Annotated in this window: 24 protein-coding genes; 13 read left to right on the top strand and 11 right to left on the bottom strand. The window is 68.3% G+C overall.

The genetic code is table 11. The features are described from left to right. Positions 1–232 precede the first annotated feature (232 nt). Complete coding sequence (locus ACPTTC_RS26690) at positions 233–577, bottom strand: DUF3564 family protein (RefSeq protein ID WP_175950456.1); 345 nt, start codon at positions 575–577, stop codon at positions 233–235. 650 nt (positions 578–1,227) lie between these two features. On the opposite strand from ACPTTC_RS26690, the gene ACPTTC_RS26685 reads away from it, so the two are divergent. Continuing rightward, on the top strand, positions 1,228–2,439 hold the full coding sequence (locus ACPTTC_RS26685) for an SDR family oxidoreductase (RefSeq protein ID WP_423394608.1): 1,212 nt from the start codon (positions 1,228–1,230) through the stop codon (positions 2,437–2,439). Positions 2,440–2,496: 57 nt separating this feature from the next. Here ACPTTC_RS26685 and hpaR read toward each other — a convergent pair whose 3' ends face one another. Beyond that, a complete protein-coding gene (hpaR, locus tag ACPTTC_RS26680) occupies positions 2,497–2,937 on the bottom strand; it encodes a homoprotocatechuate degradation operon regulator HpaR (RefSeq protein ID WP_039356885.1) in 441 nt (146 codons plus the stop codon). 152 nt (positions 2,938–3,089) lie between these two features. Between hpaR and ACPTTC_RS26675 the strand changes: the two genes are divergently transcribed. Genes ACPTTC_RS26675 through hpaI form a run of 7 tightly spaced genes read left to right on the top strand, consistent with a single transcriptional unit; the run spans position 3,090 to position 8,993 of the window. Then, entirely contained in the window at positions 3,090–3,779 is a 690-nt protein-coding gene (locus tag ACPTTC_RS26675) for a fumarylacetoacetate hydrolase family protein (protein ID WP_423394607.1), read from the top strand. Then, a complete protein-coding gene (locus ACPTTC_RS26670) occupies positions 3,776–4,540 on the top strand; it encodes a fumarylacetoacetate hydrolase family protein (RefSeq protein WP_423394606.1) in 765 nt (254 codons plus the stop codon). Before ACPTTC_RS26675 ends, ACPTTC_RS26670 begins: the two co-directional genes overlap by 4 nt. Before the next feature lie 22 nt (positions 4,541–4,562). Beyond that, positions 4,563–6,026 carry a 5-carboxymethyl-2-hydroxymuconate semialdehyde dehydrogenase gene (gene hpaE / locus ACPTTC_RS26665; RefSeq protein WP_423394605.1) on the top strand — a complete coding sequence of 488 codons (1,464 nt, stop codon included), beginning with the start codon at positions 4,563–4,565 and terminating at the stop codon, positions 6,024–6,026. Positions 6,027–6,075: 49 nt separating this feature from the next. Beyond that, a complete protein-coding gene (hpaD, locus tag ACPTTC_RS26660; protein WP_423394604.1) occupies positions 6,076–6,924 on the top strand; it encodes a 3,4-dihydroxyphenylacetate 2,3-dioxygenase in 849 nt (282 codons plus the stop codon). A gap of 33 nt (positions 6,925–6,957) precedes the next feature. Then, positions 6,958–7,350 (top strand): 5-carboxymethyl-2-hydroxymuconate Delta-isomerase, encoded by a 393-nt coding sequence (locus ACPTTC_RS26655; RefSeq protein WP_423394603.1) that lies wholly within the window; start codon positions 6,958–6,960, stop codon positions 7,348–7,350. A gap of 20 nt (positions 7,351–7,370) precedes the next feature. Further along, the gene (gene hpaH / locus ACPTTC_RS26650; RefSeq protein WP_423394602.1) at positions 7,371–8,174 is read left to right on the top strand and encodes a 2-oxo-hept-4-ene-1,7-dioate hydratase; all 804 of its coding nucleotides are present in this window, start codon (positions 7,371–7,373) and stop codon (positions 8,172–8,174) included. A gap of 12 nt (positions 8,175–8,186) precedes the next feature. After that, entirely contained in the window at positions 8,187–8,993 is an 807-nt protein-coding gene (hpaI, locus tag ACPTTC_RS26645) for a 4-hydroxy-2-oxoheptanedioate aldolase (protein ID WP_423394601.1), read from the top strand. 81 nt (positions 8,994–9,074) lie between these two features. Here the strand turns inward: hpaI and ACPTTC_RS26640 are convergent, their stop codons facing one another. Next, a complete protein-coding gene (locus ACPTTC_RS26640) occupies positions 9,075–9,866 on the bottom strand; it encodes an AraC family transcriptional regulator (protein ID WP_423394600.1) in 792 nt (263 codons plus the stop codon). A gap of 95 nt (positions 9,867–9,961) precedes the next feature. On the opposite strand from ACPTTC_RS26640, the gene ACPTTC_RS26635 reads away from it, so the two are divergent. Together ACPTTC_RS26635 and ACPTTC_RS26630 are read left to right on the top strand one after the other, a co-directional pair. After that, entirely contained in the window at positions 9,962–10,213 is a 252-nt protein-coding gene (locus ACPTTC_RS26635; protein WP_175950445.1) for a hypothetical protein, read from the top strand. Between the two features lie 46 nt (positions 10,214–10,259). Then, positions 10,260–11,225, top strand: a complete 966-nt coding sequence (locus tag ACPTTC_RS26630) for a quinone oxidoreductase family protein (protein ID WP_423394599.1) — start codon at positions 10,260–10,262, stop codon at positions 11,223–11,225. Between the two features lie 182 nt (positions 11,226–11,407). Here ACPTTC_RS26630 and ACPTTC_RS26625 read toward each other — a convergent pair whose 3' ends face one another. The 5 genes from ACPTTC_RS26625 to ACPTTC_RS26605 all read right to left on the bottom strand — a co-directional run bounded on the left by ACPTTC_RS26625 (position 11,408) and on the right by ACPTTC_RS26605 (position 18,396). Beyond that, the gene (locus ACPTTC_RS26625) at positions 11,408–12,499 is read right to left on the bottom strand and encodes a porin (RefSeq protein ID WP_423394598.1); all 1,092 of its coding nucleotides are present in this window, start codon (positions 12,497–12,499) and stop codon (positions 11,408–11,410) included. A 158-nt stretch (positions 12,500–12,657) separates the two neighbouring features. Next, the gene (locus tag ACPTTC_RS26620) at positions 12,658–13,725 is read right to left on the bottom strand and encodes an ABC transporter ATP-binding protein (protein ID WP_423394597.1); all 1,068 of its coding nucleotides are present in this window, start codon (positions 13,723–13,725) and stop codon (positions 12,658–12,660) included. Next, positions 13,718–15,490: an ABC transporter permease gene (locus ACPTTC_RS26615; protein WP_423394596.1), complete on the bottom strand. Its 1,773-nt coding sequence runs from the start codon at positions 15,488–15,490 to the stop codon at positions 13,718–13,720. The genes ACPTTC_RS26620 and ACPTTC_RS26615 overlap by 8 nt, the downstream gene beginning before the upstream one ends. 100 nt (positions 15,491–15,590) lie before the next feature. Next, entirely contained in the window at positions 15,591–16,691 is a 1,101-nt protein-coding gene (locus ACPTTC_RS26610) for an ABC transporter substrate-binding protein (protein ID WP_423394595.1), read from the bottom strand. A gap of 217 nt (positions 16,692–16,908) precedes the next feature. Continuing rightward, positions 16,909–18,396, bottom strand: coding sequence for a PLP-dependent aminotransferase family protein (locus ACPTTC_RS26605; protein ID WP_423394594.1), 1,488 nt, complete (start codon positions 18,394–18,396; stop codon positions 16,909–16,911). Positions 18,397–18,498: 102 nt separating this feature from the next. On the opposite strand from ACPTTC_RS26605, the gene ACPTTC_RS26600 reads away from it, so the two are divergent. The 3 genes from ACPTTC_RS26600 (at position 18,499) to ACPTTC_RS26590 (ending at position 22,142) form a co-directional block, all read left to right on the top strand. Continuing rightward, positions 18,499–19,737, top strand: a complete 1,239-nt coding sequence (locus ACPTTC_RS26600; RefSeq protein ID WP_423394593.1) for a multidrug effflux MFS transporter — start codon at positions 18,499–18,501, stop codon at positions 19,735–19,737. A 124-nt stretch (positions 19,738–19,861) separates the two neighbouring features. Beyond that, positions 19,862–20,542: a response regulator gene (locus tag ACPTTC_RS26595; protein WP_069251438.1), complete on the top strand. Its 681-nt coding sequence runs from the start codon at positions 19,862–19,864 to the stop codon at positions 20,540–20,542. A 181-nt stretch (positions 20,543–20,723) separates the two neighbouring features. Next, entirely contained in the window at positions 20,724–22,142 is a 1,419-nt protein-coding gene (locus ACPTTC_RS26590) for a sensor histidine kinase N-terminal domain-containing protein (protein WP_423394592.1), read from the top strand. 94 nt (positions 22,143–22,236) lie between these two features. On the opposite strand, the gene ACPTTC_RS26585 is transcribed toward ACPTTC_RS26590, so the two are convergent. The 3 genes from ACPTTC_RS26585 to ACPTTC_RS26575 all read right to left on the bottom strand — a co-directional run bounded on the left by ACPTTC_RS26585 (position 22,237) and on the right by ACPTTC_RS26575 (position 25,367). Continuing rightward, positions 22,237–23,103, bottom strand: coding sequence for an MOSC domain-containing protein (locus ACPTTC_RS26585; protein WP_423394591.1), 867 nt, complete (start codon positions 23,101–23,103; stop codon positions 22,237–22,239). A gap of 88 nt (positions 23,104–23,191) precedes the next feature. Beyond that, a complete protein-coding gene (locus tag ACPTTC_RS26580; RefSeq protein WP_423394590.1) occupies positions 23,192–24,145 on the bottom strand; it encodes an ABC transporter substrate-binding protein in 954 nt (317 codons plus the stop codon). 37 nt (positions 24,146–24,182) lie between these two features. After that, positions 24,183–25,367: a c-type cytochrome gene (locus ACPTTC_RS26575; RefSeq protein ID WP_423394589.1), complete on the bottom strand. Its 1,185-nt coding sequence runs from the start codon at positions 25,365–25,367 to the stop codon at positions 24,183–24,185. Positions 25,368–25,380: the final 13 nt, after the last annotated feature.

The following is a 25,380-nucleotide window of genomic DNA, read 5'->3' as shown; positions in this document are numbered from 1 at the left end:
GCAATGAAGAGTGGGGCGATTCGCTGCGGGTCGATCCGGGGGCGGCAATATTCAATACGGTCGATGCCGACCATCCCCGGTGTGCGATCAATTGACCGGCTCGCGGTTATTTCTTTAAACCGGAAAATTAAAAACGCCCCGAAACGGGGCGCCGGTAATGCTGAATATCGAAATGAATATCACTGAAGCTGGAATAAACCCGAAAACCGCAGACGAATTAAATCGATTATTTCTATCGGGCGACAGAAATGAATTCCCGGTATTCCGGCTCGCTCGTGCAGCGATCGACGGCCTGCAGCCGCCACGCGCCGGGGTGATTGCCGGCGAGTACCGCGGGACCCTGTTCGCGCTGCGTCGCATCGAACGACAGTCCCTTCAACTGGCACAAGGCATTCCCGCCGTCGGCCGCGCAGAGCGCCATTGCGCCCTCGACGTCGCGGACCTTGCCCCAGGTCGGCAGATCCAGGCCCTGATGTGCCTCGCGCGACCACAGTCCCTCGTCGGTATCGACCCACAGTACCGCGAAGGATTGCCGGGTTGCCGATTCGCTGCCATTAATCCGAATGGTGAGGCGCATTGTGATCGTCTCCTAAAAAATGACACATTCGACCGTTTTGACTTGATCAGTCTAGATAGACTGGTGTGAAACGCAAGTGATAAACCGCAATAAATCCGTATCGAGTTCATTGCGGTTTCAGATGGAACGACGTCTGACGATTCGCGATGATTCCGGCGGCGCGCGCAAACACACGCGTACCGGCGATCGCGGCGCCGACGGGGGCCGGGCCGATCATCACGACATGGGATGACCGGGCCGCGAGGCGCGTCGATCTGTCGCGCGTGTCCGGCTGCGCAAACCGGGCCGATCCGGGGCGGCGCCGCACCGTCGGAAGGCGTCCCGACCGGATGTTGCGGCGCTTTGACGGCGCGGCCAGTACGACAGACTCCGACAATCCCATACAAATCGGCACACTTTCACGAAACTTTCGGAACAGACTTGCCTGCGGTCGAGCCCCACACTGGGATCTTTCCGATCCTGTGCCGCGGACGCCCGTCCTCGGCGGCTGCCGCCGCCTCGAGCCAGAGACGCGATCGACGCGATCGCGGGCCGCGCGCCCGATCGGGACTGCCGGGGCGCGCGTCAGGGCCCGGCCCGGCCGGTGAGCCGTGCGCAGCCTGCAACCGCGGGCCGCGCGATGCCCGGCCGACTCTTCGAAGGAGACTATCGTGCTGATCTGGAAAACCGCGCTGTCGCTCAACTGGCGGACGAGCCTCGTGTCGCCGGCCAGCGCACCGGTCGCGGCGGCGAACGTCGGGCGCCTGGTGCTGACCGGCGCAACCGGCTTCATCGGCAGTACCGTACTGACGGCGCTGGTCAACGCGGGGCTGCTCGACCGCGTCGTCTGCGTCGTACGGGCGCAGGACCGCGGCCACGCCGTCGCGCGGCTGCGCGAAGCGGCGCTGCGCGCGGGGCTGGCGCCCTACTGGGCGTCGCGCCTGACCGATGCGAACGTGATCGTCGGTGCGCTCGGCGACGTGTGGCAGGGCGCCGACGCGTCGCGCCTCGCCGCCGCGACGCACGTGATTCATTGCGCGGGCCATGCGTCGCCGGCTGACGGCGCGCACCTGCGGGCCGACATCGCCGATGCGGTGCGCTTCGCCGAACGCTTCGCTCGGGCCCCGCGACTGCAGCGCTTCGTGTATGTCGGCACGGCCTACGCGCATGCGGGCCGCGGCGGGATCGTGCAGGAAGCGGCCGCGGGCGGCGTGACGAACGACGTCGCGGGCGACGAGGAAGGCTTGCCGGGCGCCGTGCTGGCGGCGGACTACCTGCACGCGAAGGCGGAGACCGAGCATCGTCTGCGCGCGCTCGGGCTGCCGCTCGTCGTGGTGCGGCCGTCGCATGTGGTCGGCCACACGGTGCTCGGTACGCGGCCCGCGCCGAACTCGTTCTGGATGTTCCGGCTGGCGCATGCCGCGCGCCGCTTCACGGCGCGGCCGATGACGCGCATCGACATCGTGTCGGTGGACGACGTGGCGCGCGCGACGATGCTGCTGGCCGTCAAGCCGACGCTCGCGCACGACCTGTATCACGTGTCGGCCGGCGACGAGGCGCCGCAGGTCGCACAGATCGTGCGTGCGATGGACGAGGCGGCGGGGATGACGGGCGCGCCGCGCTACGCGGCGTGTGCGCCAGCCGAGTTGCCGCTTGTGGTGCGCGATGTGCTCGGGCGGACCGATCCGGCACTCGAACGCGTGATCGGCCGCGCACTGAAGCGCTGCGGCGAATTCGCGACGGTCGATCGCGTGTTCGACAACCGCCGCGTGCGCGACGAAATCGATTTCGAGCCGCTGCCGTTCATCGATTACGTCGAGGAATGTATGCGCACGTCGCGCGGCATGGCCGTGACCGACCTGATGCGCGGCGCGGTGCACTGATATTGCCAGTAGCGCACCAGCTCCCGTTCCCGCGCCCGGCGGGAGCGGGAGCCGTCATCACGTGTTGCCGCCGAGCTCGATGAGTCGGTCGAGCGCGCGATAGATGTCTTCGAGGCCGTCCTGGCCGAACCGCGATTCGAGCTGCCGATACTGCTCGTCGATCCGCGGGCCGATTTCCGTGACCAGTTTCCTGCTTTGCGGCGTCAGGCTGACCAGCAGCCGGCGCTGATCTTCCTGCGCGCGCGTGCGCGTGATCAGCCCGTCGCGCTCCATACGTTCCAGCACGCCCGTGAGGCTCGGGCTCAGGATGCAGCAGCGCCGCGCGATCTGTCCCGCTTCGAGCGCTTGCGCCGGTTCGCCGTCGAGCACGCGGATGATCCGCCATTGCTGTTCGGTCAGCGCGAATTCCTTGAGAATGGGGCGGAACAGACCCATCAGCGTTTCGCGAGCCTCGAGCAGGAGCATGGCCAGGTTGCGATGGTCGAGCGTACGGTTCATCGGGTTGGGCAGTGGACGGGGACGCATCAATCTTAACAGCCGCAGGGAGTGAATTTCGCGTATCAGGGTAATCGAGGTTGCCCGCGCGAGATTGTTTACTTAAGATATTAACTATTGACGATGCGCCGCGACGCGCGGCAGGGGAATGACGCATGGAGCTGTCTTGCACGACCGCCGCGGCGCCGCCGTTGCCGGTCGCCATCGGTACCGTCTACGGTGCGCTGCTCAACGAGCGCGCGGCGCTCGACGCGCTCGGCGATGCCGTGAACGCGCCGCCATACGGCCGCCCGCCGCAGGCGCCGATCCTGTACATCAAGCCCGCCAACACGCATGCGGGCGACGGCGCGGCCGTCGTCGTGCCGGCCGGCATCGACGCGCTGGAGATCGGCGCGTCGGTGGCCGTCGTGTTCGCCCGCCGCGCGACGCGCGTGCCGGCCGCGCAGGCGCTCGACTACCTTCACGGCTTCACGCTCGCGAGCGACGTGTCGGTGCCGCATCCCGATTACTACCGTCCGGCCGTGCGCTTCAAGTGCCGTGATGGTTTCTGCCCGCTGGGCCCGGCCATCGTGCCGGCCGCCGCGCTGGGCGAGGTCGACGCGATCGCCCTGACCGTGCGGATCGACGGCGAGGTGGTCGTGTCCGCCTCGACGGCCACGCTGATTCGCTCCGTGCGCGAGTTGATCGCCGACGTGACGGCCTTCATGTCGTTCGACGCGGGCGATGTCCTGCTGCTCGGCGTCGCGGGCGGCGCACCGCATGCCCGCGCGGGCAGCACGATCGAGATCGCCGCCGCCGGCATCGGCACGTTGCGGCACACGCTGATTGCGGAGGAAACACGATGAAGACGGCGCGCGTGATCTACAACGGCGCACTGCATGCGGCCGAACCGGCCGGCGACGGCGCGATCCGCCTCGATACGGGGCGAGTCGTTGCCGAGGACGGGGTGGAGTGGCTGCCGCCCGTCGCGCCGCGCACGACGTTCGCGCTCGGCCTCAACTACGCCGACCACGCGAAGGAACTCGCGTTCAAGGCGCCGAGCGAGCCGCTGATCTTCCTGAAGGGGCCGAACACGTTCATCGGCCACCGGTCGCGCACCGTGCGCCCGGCGGATGCCGCCCACATGCACTACGAGTGCGAGCTGGCCGTCGTGATCGGCCGGCCCGCGCGCAACGTGGGCCGCGCGCAGGCGCTCGACTACGTGGCCGGCTATACGGTCGCGAACGACTACGCGATCCGCGATTATCTCGAGAACTACTACCGCCCGAACCTGCGCGTGAAGAACCGCGACACCTGTACGCCGCTCGGGCCGTGGTTCGTCAGCCGCGACGAGATCGGCGATGCCGGCGACCTGACCCTGCGCACGACGGTAAACGGCCGGGAGACGCAGCGCGGCAGCACGCGCGACCTGATCTTCGACGTACCGGCGTTGATCGAGCACATCAGCGGCTTCATGACGCTCTCGCCGGGCGACCTGATCCTGACCGGCACGCCCGAGGGGCTGGCGGACACGAAGCCGGGCGACGAGGTCGTGACCGAGATCGAAGGGATTGGCCGGCTCGTGAACACGATCGTCGGCGAAGCAGACTACTATCGCGCCGGCTGAGCCCGTCGCCCAAGGAGAGAGCATGACCATCAAGCACTGGATCGACGGCCGCGAAGTCGAAAGCCGCGAGACGTTCACGACGCTGAATCCCGCGACGGGCGATGTCATCACCGACGTCGCATCGGGCGGCGAGGCCGAAGTCGACGCGGCCGTGCGCGCCGCGAAGGCAGCGTTCCCGAAATGGGCGAACACGCCCGCCAAGGAGCGCGCGAAGCTGATGCGCAAGCTCGGCGAGCTGATCGAGAAGAACGTGCCGATGCTCGCGGCGCTGGAGACGCAGGACACCGGCCTGCCGATCGCGCAGACGAGCAAGCAGCTGATTCCGCGCGCGTCCGAGAACTTCAACTTCTTCGCGGAAGTGTGCGTGCAGATGAACGGCCGCAGCTATCCGGTCGACGACCAGATGCTGAACTACACGCTGTACCAGCCGGTCGGCGTGTGCGCGCTGGTGTCGCCGTGGAACGTGCCGTTCATGACCGCGACCTGGAAGACGGCGCCGTGCCTGGCGCTCGGCAACACGGCCGTGCTGAAGATGTCGGAACTGTCGCCGCTGACGGCCGACCAGCTCGGCCGCCTCGCGCTCGAAGCCGGCATTCCGCCGGGCGTGCTCAACGTCGTGCAGGGCTATGGCGCGACGGCCGGCGATGCGCTGGTGCGCCATCCGGATGTGCGCGCGGTGTCGTTCACCGGCGGCACCGTCACCGGCAAGCGGATCATGGAGCGTGCCGGTCTCAAGAAGTATTCGATGGAGTTGGGCGGCAAGTCGCCGGTGCTGATCTTCGACGATGCCGATTTCGACCGCGCGCTCGATGCATCGCTGTTCACGATCTTCTCGATCAATGGCGAACGCTGCACGGCCGGCTCGCGGATCTTCGTGCAGCGCACGATCTACGACCGTTTCGTGCAGGAATTCGCGCGCCGCGCGAACAACCTGGTGGTCGGCGATCCGTCCGATCCGGCCACGAACCTCGGCGCGATGATCACGCGCCAGCATTGGGAGAAGGTGACGGGCTATATCCGCATCGGCGAGCAGGAAGGCGCGCGCGTGGTCGCGGGCGGCGCGGACAAGCCGGCGGGGCTGCCCGACCATCTGCGCAACGGCAACTTCGTGCGGCCGACCGTGTTGGCCGACGTCGACAACCGGATGCGCGTCGCGCAGGAAGAGATCTTCGGGCCGGTCGCGTGCCTGATTCCGTTCGAGGACGAGGAAGAAGGGCTGCGGCTCGCGAACGACACGTCGTACGGCCTTGCTTCGTACATCTGGACGCAGGACGTCGGCAAGGTGCATCGCCTCGCGCGCGGCATCGAGGCCGGGATGGTGTTCGTGAACAGCCAGAACGTGCGCGACCTGCGCCAGCCGTTTGGCGGCGTGAAGGAATCGGGCACCGGACGCGAGGGCGGCGAGTACAGTTTCGAGGTGTTCGCGGAGATCAAGAACGTGTGCATCTCGATGGGTTCGCACCACATTCCGCGCTGGGGCGTGTAACGGGCGCGGGTCGTCTGGAGCACGAAAGAACCATACGGAGACTTGAACGATGGGCAAACTGTCCCTCGCCGCGAAAATCACGCACGTGCCGTCGATGTACCTGTCGGAGTTGCCCGGCAGGCATCACGGCTGCCGCGAGGCGGCGATCCGCGGCCATCAATTGATCGGCGAGCGCTGCCGCGCGCTCGGCGTCGACACGATCGTCGTGTCGGACGTGCACTGGCTCGTCAACGCCGGCTATCACGTGAACTGCAATGCCCGGTTCTCCGGCACGTACACGAGCAACGAGCTGCCGCATTTCATCCGCGACATGCAGTACGCGTATCCGGGCAACCCGGCGCTCGGCCGGCTGATCGCCGAGACGGCCACCGCGCGCGGGATCGCGACCCGCGCGCACGAGATCGACAGCCTCGAACTCGAATACGGCACGCTCGTGCCGATGCGCTACATGAACGCCGACCAGCACTTCAAGGTCGTGTCGATCGCCGGCTGGTGCATGTGGCACACGCTCGACGAAAGCCGGCGCTTCGGCGAGGCGCTGCTCGAAGCGATCGAGAAGAGCGATGCGAACGTCGCGTTTCTCGCGAGCGGTTCGCTGTCGCACCGCTTCAACGACAACGGCAGCCCCGAGGAATCGATCCACGAGATCAGCCGCGAATTCTTCCGGCAGGTCGACCTGCGCGTGGTCGAGCTGTGGAAGCAGGGCGATTTCAAGACCTTCTGCGCGATGCTGCCCGAGTACAACACGCATTGCCACGGCGAAGGCGGGATGCACGATACGGCGATGCTGCTCGGCTTGCTCGGCTGGGATCGCTACGACAAGCCCGTCGAGATCGTCACCGACTATTTCGCGAGCTCGGGAACCGGGCAGATCAATGCGATCTTTCCGTTGTCCTGAGTACCTCGCCACGCATTCGACAGGAGACTGGCCATGCCCCATATCGTCGTCGAGTACACCGCGAACATTCGCGACGACGCACGCATTCCCGCGCTGCTGCGCACGATCAACGCCACGCTGATCGCGCAGGGCGGCGTGTTCCCGACGGGCGGCATCCGCTCGCGCGCGATCGAACTGCAGGACTATTGCGTGGCCGACGGCACGGAAGACGACGCGTTCGTCCACGTGACGCTCAAGATCGGCTCGGGGCGCACCGACGAGCAGAAACAGGCCGCGTGCGACGCGCTGTTCGGCGCAATCAAGTCGCATTTCGCGGAGCTGTACGCGAAGCGCTACCTTGCGCTGTCGATGGAATTGACCGAGTTCAGCGAAAGCGGCTCGTACAAGCACAACAACATTCACGCCCGCTACAAGCGGGCCGGCTGAACCCCATTCCCGATCCGACCATGCTCGAACCCGCCATCATCGACCAGCTCGCCCGGCGTCTGCACGACGCCGAGCGCGAGCGCACGCAGATCCGCCAGATCTCGCTCGACCATCCCGACATCACGATCGACGACGCGTATGCGATCCAGCGCACGTGGGTGGCCATGAAGCTCGCGGAAGGCCGTACGCTGAAGGGCCACAAGATCGGCCTCACGTCGAAGGCGATGCAGAACACGTCGCAGATCGACGAGCCCGACTACGGCGCGCTGCTCGATGACATGTTCTTCGACGACGGCGGCACGATCCCGACCGCGCGCTTCATCGTGCCGCGCGTCGAGGTCGAACTCGCGTTCGTGCTCGGCAAGCGGCTCACGGGCCCGCACTGCACGATCTTCGACGTGTATGACGCGGTCGACTACGTGGTGCCGGCGCTCGAGATCATCGATGCGCGCAGCCAGTCGATCGACCCCGACACGAAGCGGCCGCGCAAGGTGTTCGACACGATCGCCGACAACGCGGCGAACGCGGGCGTCGTGATCGGCGGGCGGCCCGTGAAGCCGCAGGACGTCGACCTGCGCTGGGTCGCGGCGATCATGTCGCGCAACGGCGTGGTCGAGGAAACGGGCGTCGCGGCCGGCGTGCTGAACCATCCGGCGAATGGCGTCGCGTGGCTCGCGAACCGGCTGGCGCGCTTCGACGTCGCGCTGGAGCCAGGGCAGATCGTGCTCGGCGGCTCGTTCACGCGGCCGTGCGCGGCGCGTCCAGGCGACACGTTCAGCGTCGACTACGGTCCGCTCGGGACGATCCAGTGCTACTTCGAATGAGGTGAGCGGACGATGCAGATTCCTTCGAATGTGTTCAAGGCCGCGCTTGCACGCGCAGACGCGCAGGTCGGGCTGTGGCTCGGGCTCGCGAATCCGTACAGCGCCGAGGTGGTTGCGGGTGCCGGTTTCGACTGGCTGCTGATCGACGGCGAGCATGCGCCGAACACGGTGCCGACGATCCTCGCGCAACTGCAGGCGATCGCGCCGTATCCGTCGCATCCGGTCGTGCGCGTGCCGTGGAACGATCCGGTGATCGTCAAGCAGGTGCTCGACCTTGGCGCGCAGACGTTGCTCGTGCCGATGGTGCAAAGCGCGAATGAAGCGCGCGCGGCGGTGGCTGCAACGCGTTATCCGCCGCACGGGATTCGCGGCGTGGGCAGTGCGCTGGCGCGTGCGTCGCGCTGGAATCGCGTCGGTGACTACCTGCATCGCGCGAACGACGAGATGGCCGTGCTCGTGCAGGTCGAGACGCGGGCGGGGCTCGAGGCGATCGAGGCGATTGCGCGGGTCGAGGGCGTCGATGGCGTGTTCATCGGGCCGGCGGATCTGGCCGCCGATCTCGGGCATCTCGGCAATCCGGGGCATCCGGATGTGCAGGCGGCAATCGACGGCGCGATCCGGACGATCAAGGCGGCCGGCAAGGCGCCGGGCATTCTGAGCGCGGATGAGGCGGCCGCGCGGCGCTATCTGGAGGCGGGGGCGTTGTTCGTTGCGGTCGGTGTGGACACGACGCTGCTGGCGAGAAGTGCGGAGCGGTTGGCTGCGCAGTTCAAGGGGAAGGGGGGCGAGGCCGCGAAGAAGGGGGACGGGACGTATTGAGCCCGTGGCGGCGACTGGCGTTTTCTGTCTAATGGACGCCTGCCTTCCGCACGGCGGTTTCATGTCTGCAGATCGCCGCGCTTATTCCTCTCCACGCCGCCCTGTTTCCATATACCTCCCCGGCGTCGTCCCCAACGCGCGCCGGAACATGTCGATGAACGCGCTCACATTGTCGTACCCGAGATCTAGCGCGATCGTCGTGACCGGTACACCGTCGGCAATTCTCTCGAGCGCCCGCAGTAGCCTGGCCTGCTGACGCCACTGCGCGAACGTCAGCCCCGTCTCCGCGACGAAGCGGCGGCTCATGGTCCGGGCGCCGATGCCGGCCCATTCGGCCCATTCCTCCAGCCGCCGGTTGTCCGCGAGATCCGCGGCAAGCGCATCGGTGATCCTCATCAGCCGCGGGTCCTGCGGCCGCACCAGCCCCAGCGCCTCGACTTCCGATGACGCGATTTCATCGAGGATCACATCGGCGATCCGCGTCCGCGCGGCATCCAGCGCCGCATCACCCCAACTGGCCGCGCGCTGCACGGCCTCCCGCAGCAGCGGCGTCGTGCGGATCGCGCGCGGCGTATCCGGCAGCGCCGCGCAGCGCGCTTCGGCAACGAACGCCGACCAGCCGGAAATCGGCCCGAACGAGCGCAGCGAATGCCGGCAATGCGGCGGAATCCAGATCGCGTGGATCGCTGGCACGACCCAGTCCTGGTCGTCGAGCCCGATCGTCAGCAGTCCGCTCAGCGCGCCGACGAGCTGGCCGCGCGCATGCGAATGGGAGGGCGTCACGCGCGGGTCGCGTTGCGACAGGACCGCAGCGACGACGAACGGGCCGTCGTCGGACGTGACGAATCGGGCGGGCAGGAGTGGATCGGACATGGCCGGATATCGGTATCGAATGGCCGTTATACCGGAGATCGGCCGAATTGGCACGCCTACACTGGGTCCATCGATGACAACCGGAGTAAGACACGATGCGAGCCGAACAGATGCTTCCCGACCATGCCGACCGTATCGAGGCCGACGGAACGACGATCCGCAAGGGCACCGTCGGCGCGTTCCTGGTGAACGCGCGGGTGCTGACCGACACGAACGCCGCGCCGGCCGATCGGGCGCGCGCGGAAGCCGACACGATCGACGCGTTGCCCGCGTTGCGCGCACTTGGCCTGTTCGACGTGCTGGAAGTGCGCGACCCGGCGCTGCGTGCGTGGCTCGATGCGCGATGACGCGCATCGGCACCGTCGACCGAGATCCCTGATTCAAGGAGCAACCATGAAGGCAGCAGTCGTGACGGGCGCCGGCAAGCGTCCCGTCCAGATGGCATTCGAAGCACCGCGTGAGATGCCGGGGCACCGCCTGATCGACGTGACGGCGTCCGCGCTGAGCCGGATCGCGCAGGCGCGTGCGTCCGGTACACATTACTCGTCGGACGGGCGTTATCCGTTCGTCGTCGGGGTCGACGGCGTGGGCCGTCGCGACGACGGGCAACGCGTCTATTTCTTCGGCCCGCCCGCACCGTTCGGCGCGATGGCCGAGCGCACGGTCGTACCCGATACGCGATGCGTGCCGTTGCCCGACGCGCTCGACGACGTGACGGCCGCGGCGATCGCGATTCCCGGCATGTCGTCGTGGGCCGCGTTGACCGAGCGTGCGCGGCTCGTCGCGGGCGAGACGGTGCTCGTCAACGGTGCGACCGGTACGTCGGGGCGGCTGGCGGTGCGAATCGCGAAGTATCTCGGCGCCGCGAAGGTGATCGCGACCGGCCGCAACGCGGCCGCGCTGCAGGCCTTGCTCGGCGCGGGTGCGGATGCCGTCGTGTCGCTGCAACAGGACGACGCACATCTGGCGCGGGCGCTCGAGCCGCATTTCCGCGCGGGCGTGGATGTCGTGCTCGACTATCTGTGGGGGAGCAGCGCGCAGGTATTGCTGGTGGCTGCGGCGAAGGCGACGCCCGATGGGCGCCGGCTGCGTTTCGTGCAGATCGGCTCGATCGGCGGTGCGGACGTGCTGTTGCCGGGCGCGGTGCTGCGGGCGACGGCCATCGAGCTGATGGGCAGCGGCCTCGGCAGTGTGCCGCTGCCGCGCCTGCTGGCTTCGGTGCGCGGCGTATTCGACGCGGCCGGGCCGGCGGCCTTGGCAATCGAGACGCGGGCCGTGCCGCTGGCGGACGTCGGCGCGCATTGGGACGACACGAGCAGCCTGGTGCGAACGGTGTTCACGATGCGCGAGGGCGGATGATGAAGCGGCGGCGCGCGGCCTGGCCGCATGCACGGCTGGCGCCGTTTGGGCATGTGATCTCTTCAGGATGCCGATCGGTCCGGCGAACCGCTTCGTGGCGCCATCGAGGGCAGGGCGGCAAGCCGCGGGCCGCGAGCCGGTGACGCGGCGCACGGTGCGCGCGCCGCTACCCGCCGTCACGCTTAGAACCGCTGCTGGATCCCCGCCGTCACCCCGACCTGGGTCGTGCCATAGCCGTTGACATCGCGCGATACGCCGACCTTCTGCCCGTGCTGCCCGATCGCGAATGCGCCGGCCGCGTACAGTACCGTGCGCTTCGACAGCGCGTATTGCGCGCGCATCGACACGAGCGTCGGATCGGCATCCGTGCCGCCCTTGATGTTCTGGTGATATACGGCGCCGATCAACGAGAACGTCGGCGTGAACTGGTACGAGCCGCCGACCCAAACCATGTCGCTCAACTGGTTCGCGGCGCTCGTGCGATACGCGCGCTTGTAGTTGCGGTAGCCGGCCATCGTCTTCAGGTTGCCGAAGTCGTAGCTCAGGCCCGCATGAATCCCCTGGATGTAGTTGACCGGATCGGCCGGCGTCACGCTGTCGGCTGCGCCGTTCTGCCGGTCGAACGCGACCACCGCGGCGAACGGGCCGCCCTCGTAGCCGATCGCCGCGTCGTACTTCGAGCTGGTTTTGACACTGCCCGGCACGTTGCCGAAGCCGTACATCGCGCCGAACTTGACGCCGCTGAATTCGCCGTCGTAGCGCACGGCATTCGACGAACGCGTGAACATGCCGTCCTTGCGGCCGCCGGTCGCCATCGACGACGTCGCCCACGAATAGTTCTGCGAGTAGCCCATCGGGTCGAACTGCAGCATGTAGTCGTAGGTGACGGTGAAGTTGCGGCCGAGCGAGATCTCGCCCCACTTGCCCTTCAGGCCGACGGTTGCGCGGCGCCCGAAGATCGCGTCGGGGCCGTCGTCGGACGCGCCGTTTGCAAGATCGATCCCGCTTTCGAGACGGAACACGGCCTTCAGCCCGCCGCCGAGATCCTCGACGCCGCGCAGGCCCCAGCGCGACGTGTTCTTGTTGCCGGACTTGAGCTTGTACGAATTGCCGCCTTCCGGCGCGGCGTGGTTGGCGAATTCGATGCCGGCATCCATGATCCCGTACATCGTGACCGACGACTGCGCGTGCACGGCGCCGGCGGTGAGGCCGGCGACGGCGGCCGATCCGGTCAGGACGGCGGCGCGAAGGGAACGTTCTGCGCGTGACTTCATTGACGGTGTCTCCTTGGTTCTTGTGAGTGGGTGAAGCGGGATCAGGCGAATGCGGCGCGCGGCACGCCGCGGCGGACGCCCGAAGACGTCCGCCGGACCTGCCTGTCATGACACGACGGAACGCGCGCAGGTGGCGGGCGGAGCGCCCGCCGCGTGGGTCAGCCCGCTTTCGCGAACGCCCAGCAGTCGTTGGTCGGGAATTCGATCCAGTGCTTGCCGGCCGCTCGCGGTACGTGGCCGAACGCGCGCAGGCGCATGTCGCCGCAATGGAACAGGTATTCCCAGCGGTCGCCCAGATACATCGACGTAACGAGGTCGGCCTGCAGCCGGTTCGCGCCCGGGCCGTCGGTGACCTGCACGCGCTCGAGGCGGATCACGGCCTGCGCGTCCTGACCCGGCGCGAACGTGTCGCGGGCGAGCGCCTGCAGTTCCCAGCCGTCGCCGGCGAGCGTCACGCGTTCGCCGTCGACGGCCGCGACGCGCGCGTCGATCCGGTTGTTGCTGCCCATGAACTCGGCCGTGTACAGCGAACGCGGCGAGCCGTACAACTCGGCCGGCGTGCCTTCCTGCTCGATGCGGCCGTTGCGCAGCAGCAGGATGCGGTCGGACATCGCCATTGCCTCGGTCTGGTCGTGCGTCACGCACAGGGCCGACAGCCCGAGCGACACGATCAGCTCGCGCAACCATGCGCGCGCTTCCTCGCGCAGCTTCGCGTCGAGGTTCGACAGCGGCTCGTCGAGCAGGATCACCGGCGGGTTGTAGACGAGCGCGCGTGCGATCGCGACGCGTTGCTGCTGGCCGCCCGACAGCTGGTGCGGAAAGCGTTCCGCGAGATGGCCGAGGCCAAGCTGGTCGAGCGCGCTCTGAACGCGGCGTTTCTGTTCGGCCGGTGCGACGCGGCGCAGCTTCAGCCCGTAGCCGACGTTGTCGGCGACGGTGCGGTGCGGCCACAGCGCGTACGACTGGAACACAAGGCCGAGCGAGCGCTGCTCGACGGGCAGGTCGACGCGCTGCGCGCCGTCGAAGAACACGCGGCCGTCGAGCTGGATGCGGCCGTCGGACGGCTGTTCGAGGCCGGCCACCGCGCGCAGCAGCGTGGTCTTGCCGCTGCCCGATGCGCCGAGCAGGCAGACGACTTCGCCGGCCTTCAGTTCGAACGACACGCCCTTGAGGATCGGATTGGCGCCGTAGCTGAGATGCAGGTCGTCGACGATGAGCTTATCCATGAAGTTTCACTCCGAAACGCAGGGCCACGCCGAGACCGGCACCGACCATCGCGATGTTGATGACAGAAAGCGCGGCGACCTGGTCGACGGCGCCGGTCGCCCACAGCGACACGAGCAGCGCGCCGATCACTTCGGTGCCGGGGGACAGCAGGTAGACGGCCGTCGAGTATTCGCGCTCGAAGATCATGAAGATCAGCAGCCACGCGGCGAGGAGACCGAAGCGCACGAGCGGCAGCGTCACGTCGAGCGATACGCGGCTGCGCGTCGCGCCGACGCTGCGGCCGGCTTCCTCGAGCTCGGGGCCGACCTGCAGCAGCGCGCTCTGGATGAGCCGCATCCCGTACGCGAGCCACACGACCGTGTACGCGATCCAGATGCTCCACATCGAGTTCTTCAGCTCGCGCAGGCCGGGGACGAACAGGAAGATCCACAGGAATGCGAGACCGGCGAGCAGGCCGGGCACCGCGCGCGGCAGCAGCACGATGTAGTCGAGCAGCTTGGTGGCCCAGTCGGGGCGGCGGTGGCCGGCGAACGCGACGAGCGAGTAGAAGCCGACCGCGAGCGCGCCGCCGATCACGCCGATGCCGAGCGTGTTGACGATCGCGCGCACCAGGTTGTCCTGCTCGAACAGCTCGGTGAAGTTCGACAGCGTCAGCACTTCGGCGAGCGCGACGCCTTCGCCCCAGTTGGTCACGAACGCGCGCAGCACGATGCCCGAGAGCGGCACGATCACCGTCAGCATCAGCCACAGCGCGACGATCGCGAGCGCGACCCAGCGCCATACGCCGAGCGGCAGCACCGTCGCGCGGCCAGCCTTGCCCTTTACGGTGACGAAGCGGTTCGCCGTTTTCAGCAGGCGGCGCTGCAGCAGCACGAGCGGGAACGTGATCGCGACGATGCACACCGCGACCGCGGCCATCAGGTGATACGACGGCACGCCGAGCTTGTTGGTCAGCTTGTACAGGTAGGTTGCGAGCACGAGGTGGCCTTCCGGATCGCCGAGCACGAGCGGCAGCCCGAACACCTCGAAGCCGAGGAAGAACACCAGCACGCCGGCGAACAGCAGCGCGGGCATCGTCATCGGCAGGCTCACGTCGAGCGCGACCCGGAACGGGCGGGCGCCCGTCACGCGGGCGGCTTCCTCGACGTCCGAGCCGAGGTTGCGCAACGCGGCGGACGAGTACAGGTACACGTGCGGCACGTGCGTGAGGCCGACGATCACCGTGATCGCGAAGATCGAATACACGTTCCAGGGTACGTTCTGCACCCCGAACAGTTCCTTGAACCACACCGAGTAGAAGCCGACCGGGCCGGCCGCGACCACGTAGCCGAACGCGAGCACCATCGGCGACACGAACACGGGCGTGAGCAGCAGCGGTTCGAGCCAGCGGCGGCCGGGCAGGTCGGTGCGCACCATCAGGAACGCGAGGACGCCGCCGAGCGGAATCGAGATGAACAGCATCCCGCCGGCGATGACGAACGAGTTCTTCACGGCCGACCAGAAATCGGGATCGCTGAAGATGAAGCGGAAGCCTTCGATGCCGAGCGTCTTGTTCGCGTCGAAGAACGGCGCGGACAGCAGGCTCTGGAACAGGATGAAGCCGAGCGGCAGCGCGACCGCGATGGTCAGCACCGCGACGACGATCCAGCGCAGCATGCCGGCGAGCGGCTGCAGACTGTTGACCGGCAGCGCGGGAATCGCATCGCGCGGGCCGGTGGTGGGCGGAACGGCCGGCGCCGTTCCGTGTGTGCTGGTTGAAAGCATGAGTTCGCCCCTGCGGCCATCCGGATGGCCGCCTCCAGGAAATCGGTGAGGGAAAGGGGCCGCCCGCGCGATGCGCGGCGGGCGGCAGTCAGTCAGCGGATCAGCGCTTGATCGCCTGCTGCCATTGCTTCAGGAACGCGAGGCGCTTCGACTGGTCGAGATAGACGAGCAGGCCGGTGCCGATCTGGATCGGCTTCAGCGAATCGCCGAGTTCCTTCGTGAGGCTCGCGGCCGACGTCTCGCCGGTCACGTCCGCGCGGATCGCGTACAGGTTCGCCTGGTTCGCGATCAGCGTCTGGCCGCGCTTCGACAGCAGGTAGTCGACCCACAGCTTCGCGGCGTTCGGGTTCTTCGACTTCTTCGACACCGTGGCGAGGCGGCTCACGATCTGCGTGTAGTCCTTCGGAAACACGTAGCCGATCGACTTGTCCTTCTTCGCCTTCGCGTACGCGTACGAACCGATGATGTTGTAGCCGATCAGGTTCTCGCCCGACGAGATCCGCTCCATCATCGCGCCCGTGCTCGACTGCAGCTTCGGGCCGGTCGCGCCGATCGCCTTCACGAGCTCCCACGTGACCTTCTCGTTCAGGTGCGCGTCCTGCGTCAGCGCGTTGAAGCCGACGCCCGATTTCTCGACGTCGTAGGTCGTGACCTTGCCCTTGAACTTGTCGCCTTGCGTGGTGAGCAGCTTGATCAGGTCGGCGCGCGTGGTCGGCACTTCGTTCTCGGGGATCAGGCGCTTGTTGTAGACGATCGCGAGCGGCTCGAACGTCGTGCCGTACGCCTGCTTCTGGTATTGCGCCCACTGCGGCACGTTTGCGCTTTCGGGCGAATCGTAGGACGCCATCAGGCCGTCGTTGACGAGCTTGACCTGCAGGTCCATCGCCGAGCTCCACAGCACGTCGGCGCTGGTGCTGCTCGCCGCGTTCTCGCTGATGTAGCGGTTGTACAGCTCGGTGCTGTTCATGTCGTTGTACTCGACCTTCACGCCGTACAGGCTTTCGAAGTCCTTGATCAGCGGGCGCACGAGGCCCGTGTCGGTCGTCGAGTAGACGATCAGCTTGCCTTCCTTCTTCGCGGCGTCGATCACGCCCTGGTAACTCCCCGGATACCCGGCCGGAACCTGCGCGGCGGCGGCGCCGGCGGCAGTGCCCAGAACGACCGCCAGCGTGGCGGCGAGGTGCTTCGGTGCAAACGGCATGTCTTCCTCCAGTTACGTCTAGGTGTTGTTCGAGTGGAGCGGATGTTAATTGCGGCGCACTTTCAGCCTGCTTTCATTTCCGTTCACAATCGCGTCCTTTGTGTCATGGATTTCCCGAGGTCGAAGCGGCGGCGGCCGCGCGTTTTGCGGCGCGCGGCACGGTCAGGCACGGGCGGAAAGCAGGTTGCCGCGGGGCGCGGCAACGATGACAGGGGGGCTATGCGGGTTGCGCGAGCAGTTTGCCGAGCAGCCGGCCGCCATGCCGCGCATGCGCGGCCGTCAGCGCGGAGTACCCGATGACGACACCCGCTTCGCACCGGGCGCTCCGACAGAATCCGCGGATCGGCTGCAATTCGATCCCGTCCGCATGGGCTTGGGCGACATACGTGGCGTCGTCCATCCCGGGCGGCAGCCACATCACGAAATGAAAGCCCGCGTGTTCGCCGGACACCGCGTACCGACCGCCGGCGTGTTTCGCCAGTTGGTCGAGCACGATGTCGCGCCGTTGGCGGTACGCGTGGCGCGCGGCGCGCAGGTGCTTCGCAAAATCGCCGTGCGCGATGAAGCGGGCCAGCGCCAGCTGGGGCGCCACGCCGACCGAGCGTGCGGTCGCATGCCACACGGCCGAAAGGGCCTGCCGCAGTTCCGCCGGCACGACCATGAAACCGATGCGCAGCCCCGAGAACAGCGTCTTGTTGAACGAGCCGCAGTAGATCACGCGATCACACGCGTCGAGCGATTTCAGCGCGGGCAGCGGGGCGGTCTGGTAGCTGAATTCCCCGTCGTAGTCGTCCTCGATGATCCACGCGCGGTTGCGCTGCGCCCAGTCGAGCAGTTCGAGCCGGCGCGACACCGACATCGTGATGCCGAGCGGCGCCTGATGGGCCGGCGTCACGTAGGCCGCGCGCGCATCGGGATGCCGTTCCAGCGATGCCGTGTCGATGCCTTCCCGATCGACCGGCACGTCGATCACGGTCGCACCCGCGATCGTGAAGATCTGCCACGCCGACGCATAGCCGGGGTCCTCCATCAGCACCGTCGAGCCGCGCGTGAGCAGCGTGCGCGCGACGAGATCGATTGAATGCCGGATGCCGGTCGTGATGAAAATGTCGCCGGCGCTGCACGGGATGCCGCGGTATTCCCGCAGGTATGCCGCGATTTCATTGCGCAGGCTCTCGACGCCTTGCGCGGGCGTGGCCCCGAGGTCGTTCGCCGTCGCGGCCAGCAGGCTGGCGCCGAGCGCCTTCTTCCATTGCTGCATCGGCAGCAGGCCGGGATCGGCGAGCCGCGCGACGAACGGGACGCCCGGGCGCACGCCTTGTTCCGGCACGGTGGCGTCGGTCGTGCGTGCTGTCGCGGGGTGGGCGTCGGAGGGGGGAAGGCCGGTGTCGCGCGACTGCGCGGCCGCGCGCAGATAGCTGTCCGGCACCACTGCGCAGACCCGCGACCCGGATCCTTGCGTACGGGCGATATAGCCCTCGGAGCACAGCCGGTCGTACGCCGCTTCGACCGTGCCCCGGGCGACGCCCCAGCGCGCGGCGAGGGTGCGGCTGGACGGCAGCGGGCTGTCGCCGGGCAGCAGGCGCTTCAGGATCGCGTCGCGCAGTGCGTCGGCAATGCACTCCTGCTTCGACTGCGGACTGCCTGCGGACAACCCGGCAGGGCACGGCAGATCGAGCGGAATCGCGGCTTTGCCTCGCGACATAGTGGTCCAGTCAGTGTCGGATTTAATGGCCCTTCAGCTTATATCACTTTGACCTTAGATTGCTGTCGACCACATCAATCCGACCGGAGACGGGCTCACCGCATGAAAACGCGTTCATTACCCCAGTGGGGCTGGCTGTTCCTGTTGATGCTCGTCGTGTGCCTGCCGCGCGTCACGATCGATGCGTACCTGCCGTCGCTGCCGGCGATGGCGGACGCGCTGCACGGCACCGATGCGCAGTTGCAGCTCACGCTGACCCTCTACATGGTCGGCTATGCGCTGTCGATGCTGGTGTCGGGGCCGTTGTCCGACCGTTACGGCCGCCGTCCCGTTTTGCTCGGCGGCCTGTGCCTCTACGTGGTCGCGAGCGTCGCCTGCGCGTGGTCGGCCAGCGTCACGGCGATCGTCGTCGCGCGCATCTTCCAGGCGCTGGGCGGCTGCAGCGGAACGGTGATCGGCAGGGTGATCGTGCGCGAGCGCTTCCCGACCGCGATGCAGGCCACGATGCTGGGGCGGATTTCGGCCGGCATGGCGCTGTCGCCGGTGATTGCACCGCTGGCCGGCAGCGCAGTGGCCGAGTGGCTCGGCTGGCGTGGCGTGTTCGGATTGCTTGCGGCAGGCGGGCTCGTCGCGACGGCGATGGTGCTGCGCTACCTGCCGGAGACCCGCGAACGCGACACGCGGCCGGCGCCGGGCAAGGGGATCCTGCGGACGTATGCGGGCCTGCTCGGCGAGCGCCGTTTCCTGCGCTACTCGCTTGCCATCAGTTTCGCGTACTGCACGTACTACCCGTTCATCGCGGAATCGTCGACGCTGTTCCAGCGGCAACGGGGCGTATCCGGCCCGGTGTATGCCGCGATTTTCGGCCTGACCGTGCTCGGCTACCTGATCGGCTCGAATGTGTTTGCGCGGACTGGCACGCGCTGGAAGGCCGATGCCGTCATCGCGGCGGCGGCGGGCATCAACCTGGCCAGCGCCGCCGCGTTGTGGATCGGCGGTGCGATCGCGCCGACGGCGGTGGCGGCGCTCGTCGTCCCGATGTTCTTCGTGATGATCGCCGTCGGGATCGCGATCCCGGCCTGCCAGTTCGCGGTGATGCAGCCGTACACTACGATCGCGGGGACGGCGTCCGGGTTGTTCTTTTTTATCCAGATGGCGATGACGGCCGCGTGCGGCGGCGTGCTGGCGTGGCTGTCGGATGGCACCGCGCGCCCGATGATCGTCGTCACGGCCGGTGCGAGCGTCGCGTTCGTGGCGGTGGCCGTCGGCCTGCGCGAGCGGCGGCGGGTAAGCGACGGTTCGCACGTCGCGACGCGGAACCGGCCGGCCGCCGAGCGCTGACGGACGGTCGGCGGGAGGGCCGACGAGCGCCCGCGCCGGTGGCGCAACCCGTGTTTGCGCGAGGCGTCGCCGTGGAAAGGATCATGTAATGTAGCGGCCTGTCGCTGACCTTACTGGAACCCCCATGCGTGTGCTGCTCGTCGAAGACAATCCGAACCTCGCCCAGTCGTTGAACGACGCGCTGAGCGCGGCGCGCTTCGCGGTCGATCACATGGCGGACGGCGAGGCGGCCGACCACGTGCTGCGCACGCAGGATTACGCGCTGGTGATTCTCGATCTCGGGCTGCCGAAGCTCGACGGGCTGGAAGTGCTGCGGCGGTTGCGTGCACGGCGCAATCCGGTGCCGGTGCTGATCCTGACCGCGCACGGGTCGGTCGAGGATCGCGTGAAGGGGCTCGATCTCGGCGCCGACGACTACCTGGCGAAGCCGTTCGAACTGACCGAACTCGAGGCGCGCGCCCGCGCACTGATCCGCCGCAGCCTCGGCCACGAGCATTCGCGGGTCGAATGCGGGCCGCTTTCGTATGACAGTATCGACCGCAGCTTCCATCTCGCGGGCGAGCCGCTGTCGCTCACGCCGCGCGAGCGTTCGGTGCTCGAGGTGCTGATCCTGCGCAACGGTCGCGCGATCAACAAGGAAACGCTGTCGGAGAAGATTTTCGGGCTGGACGAGTCGGTCAACGCCGATGCGATCGAGATCTACGTGTACCGGCTGCGCAAGAAGCTCGAGAACACGGGCGTCGCGATCGTCACGCTGCGCGGGCTCGGTTATCTGCTGGAAGCGAAGGCGGAGACGGCTGAATGAACTGCCGCCGCGCTCGCGACCTTTGCACGGAACCGGTGTACGCGTTGACGCGCGACGCAGGATCGACACGTTCGCGGCCTGCCAACCACACGCATGCCATTCACGGCCGGCGGCGCGGGCGTGGAGCGGTGCGCGGTGCATGCCCTGCCATGTCCCATGGTGCGGCCAGGCGGGGGGGCGAGTGACCCGCCCGAACCTGCGCACCCAGGTCGCGCTGTGGCTGCTGCTGCCGCTGCTCGGCCTGCTCGCGCTCGACTCTTGGCTCACGTACCAGCGCGCGATGAGCGCCGCGCACGTCGCGTTCGACCGCACGCTGTCGTCGTCGCTGAAGTCGATCCGCGAAGGCGTGCGGCTCAACGACGGCGAGATCGAGGTCGACCTGCCGTATCTCGCGCTGGAAATGCTCGAATCGAGCGACGGCGGCAAGATCTACTACCTGATCCGCGAGGACAACGGCCACACGATCACCGGCTACCCGGACCTGCCGCTGCCACAGGGGCGCGACGCAGGCGACGGCGCGCTGTTCGTCACGCGTCACTACGATGTCGTCTATCGCGGCGAACCGTTGCGGATGGCTGCGCTGCGCATCCCGGTGCACGACGTGCCGACCGCGCAGTCGCGCATCGTGTGGGTGATGGTCGGCGAGACGATCGAGGCGCGCCAGGCGCTTGCACGCGAAATCCTGGTGGGGTCGCTGCTGCAGGAAGGGTTGCTCGTCGTGCTGGCGCTCGGCATCGTGTGGCTCGGCGTCGGGCGCGGGCTGCGGCCGCTGAACCGGCTGTCGGCGACGGTCGCCGCGCGCAGCGAGGACGATACGACGCCGCTCGATACCGGCGCGATGCCGAGCGAACTCGCGCCGCTCGTCGAGTCGATCAACCAGTACATCGGCCGCACGCAGCGGATGCAGGTCGCGCGGCGCCGTTTCTTCGCGGACGCGGCCCATCAACTGAAGACACCGCTCGCGGCCGTGCAGGCCGGCGTCGAGCTCGCGCTGCGGCCCGACGAGCAGCCGCGCGTGACCGGGCACCTGCGGCGCGCGAACGGCGCGGTGCGGCAGGCCGCGAAGATCGTGCAGCAACTGCTGTCGTTGTCGCGGCTCGATTCGGACAGCGGTCATGCGGTCGCGCACAAGCCGGTCGCGCTGCACCGGCTCGCGCGCAGCGTGACGCTTGACTGGTCGCCGGTCGCACGCGCGCGCGACATCGATCTGGGCTTCGAGCACGAGGCCGATATCGACGTGCATGGGCAGTCCGACCTGCTTGGCGAGATGATCGGCAACCTGATCGACAACGCGATCCGTTACGCGGGCGACCGCGCGGTGATTACGGTGCGCGTATCGCGCGATGGCGAGCACGCGCGGCTCGACGTCATCGACAACGGGCCGGGCATTCCGGCGGCCGAGCGCGACGCGGTGTTCGAGCGCTTCCATCGCGGCAGCAAGACGCAGACGGTCGAAGGGACGGGGCTCGGGCTGTCGATCGTGCGCGAGATCGCGCGCGTGCATCAGGGCAGGGTGACGCTTGCCGATGCGGCCGGCGGCGGGCTGGTCGTGACGATCCGGTTGCCGGCGGCGAACGACGCGGCGCCGCGGGCGGCGTGATGGCGATCAGCGATGCGGGAAGCGGCGCGCCATGTGCGGCGGCCTCCCGGCTGCGCGGAGGATCGGGTGTTGCAAGCGGTCTCGTGCGTCCGGCTCAATCGCCGAACCCGATCTCCGCTTCCAGCGACTGGCCGACTTCGAGCCACGCGCCCGCGCCTTCGACGACGATCGCATTGATGCCGAACGTCAGCTCGCCGTTGAAGCTCGGGTTCGCGCGATAGGTCTGCATCGTGTCGGTCGGCTCGTGCGGCCACGCGGGATCGGGCGCGCCGGTGGCCTGGTCGATCGTCGGCATCGGGCAGCGCGTGCACGGCTTCACGAGGCGCAGCCGCACGGGCGTCGCGCCTTCCGTGTCGAGGTGTTCGACGAAATCCTCTTCGTATGCATCGAGATCCGACACGACGATGTTCGGGCGGAAACGGTTCATCGGAATCGCCGGTGCGCCTTTTGCGGCGAGCCGTGCGTTCAGGTCGTCGAGCGACGCCTGGCCGATCACGAGCAGCGGGTAGCCGTCAGCGAATTGCGTGTGCGTATCGATCTCGCCGGTCCATTTGCGGTTGCAGCCGCGGCGCGCGTCGGGGCCGAAGCGCGCGAGCTTCGTGGGCACGCCGAGGAATTCGCTGAGCCACGCGGCCGTTTCGGCGCCCGTGTCGATCGCGTCGACGGTGTCGCGCCACACGGTCGTGGCCATTTTCGGCGTGGCGGGCGATGCGCTGCCGTCGAGCGGCGTGCGGATCTCGCGCATGCCCGGCGCGTTCAGCACGAGCGCATCGCTGTCGAGCGCGGTGTGGATCAGCGCGAGGCGCGGGTGCGTGCGCTGCGTGATCATCTGCCCGGCGGGGTCGGTGATCAGCCAGTGGCGGTCGTACGCCAGGCCCGTTTCGAGCAGTTGCGCGCGCGACAGCGCGATGCCGGCGCAGGATTTGATCGGGTAGACGAAGAGGTCGGCGATGGCTGGCATGACGCTGGCTGAGGGCGGATGGCGAGACTGCGATTGTGCCAGATCGTGCCGACGCCGTTTGGGCGGCTGCGCACCGTCGCGCGGCCGGTCATGCGAGCGGGAAGCCGGGGTCGAACGTCGCGCGCACGTCGAGCGGCTGGCGCAGCAGTCCGGCCTTCAGGTAGAAGTCGGCCGTGCGTTGTTGCTCGGCGATGATCGCCGCGTCGATCGGCAGCCAGCGCGTGCTTCGGCGCTCGAACTGCAGCCTCGCGGCCGCCGGCGGAATGCCGATGATGCGCGCGAGCGCGGCGGAATACGCGTCGACATGCCGGTACGACCACACCTGCGCGCGCACCACGCGCCGCAGGAAATCGTGCAGCACGTCGCGCTTCGACGCGATCGCCGCGTCGGTCGCCGCGATGTAGCTGAGGCCCGACCACAGCCCGCGGCCATTGACGAGGACGCGCGCGCGACCGCTCGTTTCGGCGAGCGCGGTATAGGGTTCCCAGGTCGCCCAGGCGTCGATTGAACCGGTTGCAAGCGCAAGCATCGTATCGGCGGGCGGCAGGAAGCGGAACGAGACGGCGTCGGGCGGCAGGCCGGCCGCGTCGAGCGCCTTCAGCGTGACGAAATGGCCGATCGAGCCGCGCGTGGTGCCGATGCGCTTGCCCTTCAGGTCGGCCGCGCCCTTCAGCGCCGCATCGGGCCGCACGAGAACGGCCGTGCCGTACGGGTCGGAGCGGTTCGCGCCGATCACCTTGATGCGTGCCCCCGACGCGAGCGCGAAAATCACCGGCGCATCGCCGATCGGCCCGCAATCGACGGCGGCCGCGTTCAGCGCCTCGGCGAGCGGCGCGCCGGCCGGGAACTCGGTCCACGCGATGTCGTACGCCAGGCCGTTCAGTTCGCCGGCGGCTTCGAGCAGCGCGCGCAGCCCGCCTTTCTGGTCGCCGGCGCGCAGCAGCGGCCGTGCGCCCGATTGCGCGCGCAGCGCGGCCGGTGCCGCGGCGATCGTGGCGAGGGCGCTCGCCTGTGCGAGGAAATGGCGTCGGGTCGGATTCATCGTGAAGTTCGGTCGGAAGAGACGTTCAGGGATTCAATCAATGCGGAAGTCCGGCCTGCACATCGCGCACGGGTTCCGCGTCGACGCGCAGCAGCAGCGCGGTCAGCGGATCGCCGGTCGCTGCCGGTACGGCCGGTCGTGCGGCGCTGTCCGAACGGCACAGCAGGTCGGCATCCGACCAGCCGGCGCTGCCCGGCAACGCGCGCGCCCGCAGCCAGCCGCGCCGATCGGCGAGGAGCTGCGTACCGCCGAACGCGTCGGGCGCCACGCCGGCGATCGTCGCGAATGCGAGCCACGCACCGGGCGTCGACGCGACGCAATCGGCTTGCGCGGTGCCGCTCGCCTGCGCGATGGGCGCGCCGCGTGCCGTGACGAGCAGCGTTTGCCAGCGCGCGTCTTCCGGCGGGGGCGTCACGCCCGGCGCGAGCGCGACGACGCGCACGCGCTGGCCTGCGCGCCAGCGCTCGAGCGGTTGCGGCGCGGCGGCGCCGCAGCGCACGTCGAGCGCCGGCAGCGGGACCGGTACGGGCCACGCGCCTTGCGCCTGCGCGCCGCTGCCCGCGGCGAGCGCTTTCAGGTAGTCGAGCACGGCCCAGGTATCCTGCGGGCCGAGCGTCGCGGCGAAGCCGGGCATCGTCGACGCGCCGTGTTCGTCGCGCGTGCCGTGGCGTACGCGCCAGAACAGCTCGCCGTCGAGACGGCGGGCGAGCAGCGCGCCGGCGAAGGTCGGCGGCCAGCGCGAGAGCGTGGCCGCGAGCGGCCCTTCGCCGCGTCCGTCCGTGCCGTGGCAGGCCGCGCAGTGTCGTGCATACAGGTGCGCGCCGCGCATCACGTTCGATACCGAAAACGGCACGGGATCGCGCTGGAAGCTCGTCGGCACGGCGGGCGAGAGCCACAGCGAAGACGGCGGCCACGGCGCGAACCATGCCGCGGCCAGCGCGGCGAGCGCCGTGGCGACCCGCCACTTGCGTGAAGCGAGCGCGATGCCCGCGAGCACGACGGCCAGCGCCGTCGCCGCCGCGGCGAACGCGAGTTGCCGCGTGAGTCCCGCGTCGATGCGCAGCGTTTCGAGCGCGATGCGACGGGCCCACGGCCAGGCGGCTTGACCGTCGGCGTCGCCCGTCAACCCGATCGCATGCAGCACGCGCGCCAGCGCGATTTGTGCGCGATACAGCCCTTGCAGAAACATGAGCGCCCAGTCGGCGAACGTCGGCGCGTTCATCGGCACCCTTCCC

Origin of the sequence: Burkholderia mycopellens (assembly GCF_964265025.1) — a bacterium.
Taxonomy (GTDB): Bacteria; Pseudomonadota; Gammaproteobacteria; order Burkholderiales; family Burkholderiaceae; genus Burkholderia.
Note: the sequence above shows the minus strand (reverse complement) of the source record. Positions and strands in the feature narration are given on the sequence as shown.